The organism is Candidatus Oleimmundimicrobium sp., assembly GCF_030651595.1.
In the GTDB taxonomy this organism is placed as follows: Bacteria; Actinomycetota; Aquicultoria; order UBA3085; family Oleimmundimicrobiaceae; genus JAUSCH01.
The window spans coordinates 45,290-52,721 of sequence record NZ_JAUSCH010000085.1 but is presented as its reverse complement, the minus strand read 5'-3'; the positions used below and the strand labels follow the sequence as shown (position 1 = coordinate 52,721).

7 protein-coding genes are annotated in these 7,432 nt (G+C 44.7%); 6 read left to right on the top strand and 1 reads right to left on the bottom strand.

Annotation, left to right across the window (positions count from 1 at the left end; translation table 11 throughout):
• The 4 genes from Q7U95_RS05485 to hypE all read left to right on the top strand — a co-directional run.
• The coding region (locus tag Q7U95_RS05485; RefSeq protein WP_308752567.1) for a hypothetical protein at nt 1-942 on the top strand (942 nt) is incomplete at its 5' end.
• An 11-nt stretch (nt 943-953) separates the two neighbouring features.
• Nucleotides 954-1,211 carry a HypC/HybG/HupF family hydrogenase formation chaperone gene (locus Q7U95_RS05480; protein WP_308752565.1) on the top strand — a complete coding sequence of 86 codons (258 nt, stop codon included), beginning with the start codon at nt 954-956 and terminating at the stop codon, nt 1,209-1,211.
• The gene (hypD, locus tag Q7U95_RS05475) at nt 1,198-2,295 is read left to right on the top strand and encodes a hydrogenase formation protein HypD (RefSeq protein WP_308752563.1); all 1,098 of its coding nucleotides are present in this window, start codon (nt 1,198-1,200) and stop codon (nt 2,293-2,295) included. The genes Q7U95_RS05480 and hypD overlap by 14 nt, the downstream gene beginning before the upstream one ends.
• Before the next feature lie 292 nt (nt 2,296-2,587).
• Complete coding sequence (gene hypE / locus Q7U95_RS05470; protein ID WP_308752561.1) at nt 2,588-3,598, top strand: hydrogenase expression/formation protein HypE; 1,011 nt, start codon at nt 2,588-2,590, stop codon at nt 3,596-3,598.
• On the opposite strand, the gene Q7U95_RS05465 is transcribed toward hypE, so the two are convergent.
• Nucleotides 3,595-4,467, bottom strand: coding sequence for a helix-turn-helix domain-containing protein (locus Q7U95_RS05465; RefSeq protein WP_308752559.1), 873 nt, complete (start codon nt 4,465-4,467; stop codon nt 3,595-3,597). The genes hypE and Q7U95_RS05465 overlap by 4 nt on opposite strands.
• 313 nt (nt 4,468-4,780) lie before the next feature.
• Here Q7U95_RS05465 and Q7U95_RS05460 point away from each other — a divergent pair, with 313 nt between their 5' ends.
• A complete protein-coding gene (locus tag Q7U95_RS05460) occupies nt 4,781-5,881 on the top strand; it encodes a hydrogenase small subunit (protein ID WP_308752557.1) in 1,101 nt (366 codons plus the stop codon).
• The gene (locus tag Q7U95_RS05455) at nt 5,882-7,402 is read left to right on the top strand and encodes a nickel-dependent hydrogenase large subunit (RefSeq protein WP_308752555.1); all 1,521 of its coding nucleotides are present in this window, start codon (nt 5,882-5,884) and stop codon (nt 7,400-7,402) included. It abuts the gene before it with no gap.
• Nucleotides 7,403-7,432 lie beyond the last annotated feature (30 nt).

Sequence of the window (7,432 nt, the reverse complement as noted above, 5' to 3'; positions counted from 1 at the left end):
TTTAGAATCGAGCCAAAAATTATCGCCTATGATCTTCACCCCGAGTATTTGTCAACTAAGTTTGCAAAATCGCTAGAAGGGATAAAGCTCGTCGGCGTTCAACATCATCATGCCCACACAGTCAGCTGTATGGTAGAAAATGGCATTGAGGATAAGGTTATCGGGGTGTCTTTCGATGGAACGGGTTACGGTACCGATGGAACGATTTGGGGAGGAGAATTTTTTATCGCCGATTGGAAGGGCTTTGAAAGGTACGCGCATCTTCGTTACGTTCCGATGCCAGGGGGAGAGACGGCCATAAAAAAACCGTATCGAATGGCTTTGGGGTATCTCTATAGCTTTTTTGGGGATAAGCTTGAGGAACTTGATATAGATTTTTTAAAGGGATTGGATGAGACAGAGTTTAAAAACATTAAGATTCAGATTGATAAAGGCTTAAACTCGCCCATGACTTCGAGTTGCGGCCGCCTTTTTGACGCGGTCTCTGCTCTTATAGGCATACGTGATGTAGTCGATTATGAAGGTCAAGCGGCTATAGAATTGGAGATGATTGCGAAAGTAGATGTTGACGAGAAATACGATTTTAAATTGGAAAAAAATTCAAGAAAAACACAGTCATCTTCGCTAATTGTAGATACGAAACCTATTATTGTGGGAGTGATCGACGATTTAAAAATTGGTCTATCAAATTCAGAAATATCTGCCAAATTTCACAACACCGTTGCCGCTTTTGTAATTGCTGTTTGTGATAGGGCAAGGGATGACAGGGGAATAAATAAGGTAGCTTTGAGCGGAGGGGTCTTTCAAAATCTGTTTTTAAGTAATAAACTTATTCAAAAGTTACGTAAAGGTGATTTTGAAGTTTATCTTCAAAAAAAGGTGCCCTGCAATGACGGTGGTATCTCTTTAGGACAGGCGACCATCGCCAATTTTTCTGTTTAGGAGGTTTTTCTATGTGCTTGGCTGTTCCCGGGAAGGTTGTTCGACTGAAGGATTTAGACATGGCCGATGTGGAAATCGGAGGGGTTGAAACGGAGGTCGGTCTTCAACTGGTTTCCGATGTTAAAGTTGGCGAATATGTTCTCGTTCACGCCGGCTATGCTATCAATAAGATAGACGAAGAGGGGGCCAAAGAGATGATGAAACTCTTTGAAGAGATAGGGGAACTCGACGAAATTGCGAAGTTGAGAGAGAACGATGAGATATCTTAGCGAATACAGAGACCCGACCATAGCAAAGAAATTAATTGAAGACATAAAAAAAATATCTAAGAAGCCCGTCAAATTCATGGAGGTCTGCGGGACTCATACGGTATCCATTTCTAAGAACGGGATTAGGCAAGTCTTACCCGAAAATATTTCTCTTCTTTCTGGCCCGGGTTGTCCGGTTTGCGTTACCGCAAATGGAGATATTGATAAAGCCATAGCCATTGCCGAAGCGCCCGGCGTGATTTTCACAACATTTGGAGACATGATGAAGGTACCTGGCTCGTACTCGAGTCTATCCGAGAAAAGCGCGGATGGTGCGGATATCAGGGTAGTTTATTCTACCTTAGATGCTTTGAAAATTGCCAAAAATAATCCCGATAAAAAGGTGGTTTTTTTTGCCGTTGGGTTTGAGACGACCGCCCCGACCATAGCACTTTCAATTTTGGAGGCAGAACGACAAGGTATTAAAAATTACTTCATCTACAGCGTTCACAAAATGGTGCCTCCCGCGATGGCGGCGCTTTTAAATCTGGGCGAGGTAAAACTGGACGGTTTCATTTGCCCGGGGCACGTGAGCGCAATAATCGGGAGCAAACCCTACGAATTTATCGCAAGAGACCACAAAATCTCCTGCGTAATAGCTGGCTTTGAACCCATTGATATTTTGCAGTCTATATCCATGTTGGTAAAACAAGTGGAGAATGGAGAAGCAAAGGTGGAGATAGGATATAAGCGAGGAGTAAGTTCTCTCGGAAACACAAAGGCCCAGGAAGTAATGAAAAAGGTTTTTGAAGCGTGTGATGCGGAGTGGAGGGGCATCGGAGTGATTCCGGAAAGCGGTCTTTCTCTTCGCACCAATTTCGAAGGGTTCGATGCAAGCAAAATATTTGATGTGGATGTTCCTCCCACAAAAGAGCATTTAGGGTGCAGTTGTGGAGAAATTTTGCGGGGAGTTAAACTTCCTTACGATTGCAAGCTTTTTGGAAAAGCATGCACACCTGAGAACCCCATCGGACCATGTATGGTTTCAACCGAAGGCAGCTGCGCGGCTTATTATAGGTATGGAGAAGTAGTAGATGGCGTATAGCTTATGCCTGCCCGCCTCTGGCGGGGCTGATGGCTGATGGCTAAAAGTTAAGGGTGACGCTGTGTCTGCCGACAGGCAGGGAAGTTGGAAATTTTAAATTGGAAGAGGAATAGAATACCGTGTCTGCAGCAGGCAGGAAAACAATCAAGACAAATTTAACTTTTGCATTTTACAATTTACACTTTCCAATGGAGCGGTAGCGACTACAGACTCCCGACTGATAGGGTAAAGGGTAAAGTTAAAAACAAACAAACCAAGAAACAAACTAACAAACTAGCGGAGGAAAGTGAAAATGAATCACGATAAGATAATTCTTGCTCACGGGAGCGGCGGTAAATTAAGCAACGATTTACTAAAAAACATCTTCTTAAAAGATTTCACGAACCCCATTTTGGAAAAATTAGACGATATGGCAATCCTTAATCTTAATGGTGTGAAAGTTGCCTTTACTACCGATTCTTATGTAGTTAACCCCATTTTTTTTAACGGGGGGGACATAGGCAAATTGGCCATTTGTGGGACGGTGAACGATCTTTCCATGAGTGGAGCGGTTCCTAAATATATAAGTGCTGCTTTTGTGATAGAAGAAGGGTTTCCCGTTGATGACTTAAAAAAAATTACCGGCTCTATGAGAAAGGCTGCTGAGGAGGCAGGTGTCGAAATCGTTACAGGCGATACTAAGGTAGTGGAGAAAGGGAGCGCGGATAAGATATTTATAAATACAGCGGGTATAGGGTTAATCGAATCTGGCATAGATATATCTGGCTCGAATGCCAAAGTGGGAGATAGAGTGATTCTTTCCGGGACAATCGGTGATCATGGGATTGCCATAATGAGCCGGAGAGAAGGTTTGGAATTTAAAACCGGTTTAAAAAGCGATTGTGCCCCTCTTAATCAACTTGTTCAGGATATGCTTCAGGTTAGCGAGAAGATAAGGTGTTTAAGAGATCCAACGCGCGGCGGATTGGCAACGATATTAAATGAAATTGCAAAGCAATCTGGTGTGAGTATCTGTATTAAAGAGGAAAAAATACCGGTGAAAGAAGGAGTCGGAGGGGCGTGCGAAATGTTAGGGTTTGATCCCCTCTATGTTGCCAACGAGGGCAAGTTGATTGCTGTGGTCGATTCGATCGATGCCGAAAAGGTGCTCAAAGCAATGAAGAAAAATAAATATGGCAAAGATTCGCAAATCATCGGGGAGATTGCAGAATCCCCAAAAGGGAAAGTGCTATTAAAGACCTTCTTAGGCACAAGAAGGATAATAGATGTGCTTGTGGGCGAGCAGCTTCCTCGCATCTGTTAATCCATGAATACTTGCGCTTGTTCTAGGTAATAGAGTTTTAAGGCGACATAGAGTCGTATGGCATCATGAAAGTTTTTAGGGTCAAGACCCGTTAAATTCCTAACTTTATTTAATCTATATATAAGTGTGTTTCTGTGGGCAAAAAGTTTTTTTGCGGTAAGCGAAATATTCATGTTTGTTTCGAAGAAGATTTCTATAGTTTTAATTAATTCCTCCTCGTTTTGGAGAGGTTTTAGGGTACCCCACAAAAAGTCTTTTCTATATGGTCTTTGGACGGATGAGAGTAAATTTGTTAAAAAGTAGTTGCTGATGTGAAAAACTCTACTTTCTCTGTCAAAGTTCTTTCCGAGTTCTAGCGCCAATGTCGCTTCGCGGAAGGATTTCTTTGCTGAAAAACTTCCTTCGTAGTAGTTTCCCAAACCTATCACAACATCTTGTTTTAATTTTTCGTAAATGTATTGATGTAAGGCCTGGCCCAGTTCACACAGGTTTCCGATATGGTGATTTTCTTGAAGAGGCCCCTTTTTTTTGAGAGCTATGATTGGGGCGTCTGCCATCTGCAGTGTCTTTAAAATCATCGATTTTGTGGAGCCGGCCATGGCAGCCAGATGAGTCGATACTTCGAAAAATGAATGGAGCAGCTCCAATAGCTTCTCTTCATCTTGTGGAAAATTCTGTTCTTCTTCCGGTTGAGCCCAATCTATTATGATTGCGGTCAAGGGCTTGCTGAGATCAAAATCCAGAAAGCGGCTTCGAATTTGCAAAGAGACAAGGTCGGTTTCGTCAGTTGCCATGATTAAATCGTGTGCCAAGCTTTCTTCGTGGCTCCTTCTTTGGCCTCTTAACTTTTCTTTATCGAGTTTTTCCATATTGTTTATATTCCTTGCAAAATTTTAGAAATTGATTTGATTTTTAATTATACTCCTTTTTTTGTTTGTGCAAAATGTACAATTTTTTTTAATATTTTTGGGCTAATTGTCTAATGACAAACAGAATGGATAAGCGATACAATTTTAAAATATCAGTTTAAAGTATGATTTTATTTTTTGTCAAAAGCGTGTGAATTATTTCTCAAAAAGAGGGAGGTGATAAGAACTAGTGAGATAGTTTTTGGGAAAGGTTATTTTTATTCAATCATTAAGTTTTAAGAAGATTTAAAAATTAAGGGAGGTGTTAGTTGTAGTGAGGGAAATTTTAAAAGGAATAAGTCGTAGGGATTTCATTAAATGTTCAGCAAGTATGGCTGCTTTGCTTGGTCTATCTGAGTTGTATATACCTCAGATTGCGGCTGCTTTAGAGAAAGCTGCGAAGAAACCGGCGGTTCTTTGGTTAAATGGGTCTGGTTGCACGGGCTGCACAGTTTCATTGATTAACTCTGAGCATCCCACCCCCGCCGAGATTATCTTAGACATCTTATCTATCCGTTATATGGAAACTATTATGGCTGCCTCAGGTCATGTGGCGGAAAAACAGTTTGAGGATATTGTTCACGAGGGTGGTTACGTTTTTGTGATGGAAGGAGCCATTCCTACTGCTGAGAATGGAGCGTACTGCATGATTGGCGGAAGGCCTGTGATGGAAATCGCCAAAGAAGCTGCTGCCAACTCCGTATATAATGTGGCCGTTGGTAGCTGTGCTTGTTATGGAGGGATTCCCGCGGCAGATCCGAACCCTACGGGATGCAAGGGTTTAAAGGATGTTGTCGGAGGCACGGTGGTAAATATTCCGGGATGTCCGGCTCATCCGGATTGGATAGTGGGGACCATAACTCATATCCTCTTATTTGGCGAGGTACCTGAGTTAGATGAGCACGGTCGTCCCAAGATGTTCTACGGAAAGCTAATTCACGAGAATTGCCAGCGTCGCACTGGTTACGAGCTCGGTAACTGGGTAAAAAATTTCGGTGAAGAAGAGACCGAGATGGACTACTGTATGGGTGGAAAGGGCTGTCGAGGCCCGGTCACTCACGCCGATTGTCCCAGCCGTCTCTGGAATAGCGGAACGAACTACTGCATAGCCGCAAGCGCTCCCTGCGCCGGTTGTGTGGAGCCCGATTTTCCTGATTTTAAAGATGCTGACGGAAAAATAATCTCGCTCTATGCGCCCATCCCGGAGGTTGCGAAGTATAAAGAAGCTCTTGAGGCAGAAGTGGAGCATGAGGAAGGTATGGGTGCAGGAACAGCCGCCGCTCTCGGTGCGGTCGTTGGAGCCGCCGCTGGTGTTGCGGGAGGATACGCAATTGGCGGCAAAACAAAATCTGAAGAAAAGGAGGGTGAAGAGTAAATGGGAGAAAGAATCATAATTGATCCGGTTACCAGGATTGAAGGTCACCTGGCAATCGAAGTTGAGGTTGAAAACGGTGTCGTAAAGGACGCTTGGAGCAAAGGGACCCTCTTTAGAGGAATCGAGCTCATCCTCCAGGGAAGAGACCCACGAGATGCCGCCATAATTACCCAAAGAATATGTGGTGTTTGCCCGGCCGAGCACATGTTGGCCAGCGTTCAGGGTTTGGACAATGCCTTTGGGGCAGAGGTTCCCGACAATGGAAGAATCATCAGGAACCTTGTTGCGGGCGCAAACTTTGTTCAATCGGCTATTTTGCACTTTTATCATCTGGCGGCTTTGGACTACTTAGACATAATGGCGGTTGCAGACTATGCCGGAAACGATGAGGGGCTTCTTGAGGTTAAAAGAAAAATCGTAGGGCTTGTTCAAGCCGGCGATACCGCTCCCCTTACTCCCCGGTATGAGCCGGACGAGTTCTGCGTGGCCGATCCGAACATCGTCACTGCTGCGGTTGCTCACTATCTGCAGGGGCTCGAGACGAGGAAGAGGACTCAGGAAATGCTCGCCATCTTCGGTGGGAAGATGCCTCACCACGCAACATACGTTCCGGGAGGGGTTACCGTTCGAGTTACCGCGGATAGGATATCGAGGTTTAAAGGATATCTGGATGAGATAACCGAGTGGGTAAGAAGAGTTTATCTAAATGACGTTCTAACCCTTGGCACCGGTCCGCTGAAACCTTTGCATGACTTGAAGGTCGGCTTCGGTACCGGTAACTTTATCTCCTACGGAATGTTTGACCTCGGTGAGTCTGGCGACTATAACAACAGGTACTTAAGGTCCGGGCACATTGCCGGTGGAGAATTGAAGCACATCCCGTTCGATCCCGAGAAGATAAGGGAAAATGTCAAGTATTCGAAGTATACCGATGAGTGTACGGATAGACATCCTTCTGAAGGAAAAACCATTCTTGATATCAACAAAGAAGGCGCTTACTCGTTCATCAAGGCGCCGAGATACGATGGACGTTCTTCCGAGGCGGGCGCTTTAGCTAGAATGCTTGTTACCACCGCGGAAGGTAAAGACCCCGGAGTTACCTTGGCCGATGGGACCAAGAAGACCTTGGCTCAAATCATAACTCCAATTGGAGTTCATCCATCGGCGGTTGCAAGGCACGCGGCCAGGGCCTATGAGTGTCTCATGGTTTGCGAGGGCATGCAGCAGTGGTTGCTTGAATTGAAACCAGGTGAGCCGGTATGTAATGACGTAGCCGTTCCCAAAAATGGAAAGGGTGCCGGTTTAGTTGAAGCTCACCGTGGAGCGTTGGGTCACTGGGTAGAGATAGAAAATGGAAAAATCAAGAATTACCAGTGTGTTCCCGCTACTATTTGGAATGCTAACCCAAGAGATGATAACGGAGTTCGCGGTCCAATAGAGGAAGCGCTCGTTGGAACTCCCGTTCCGGATCCGCACAACCCAATCAATTTAGTAAGGGTCGTGCGGTCTTTTGACCCGTGAATTGGTTGCGCGGTGCACGTGGTGCATCCA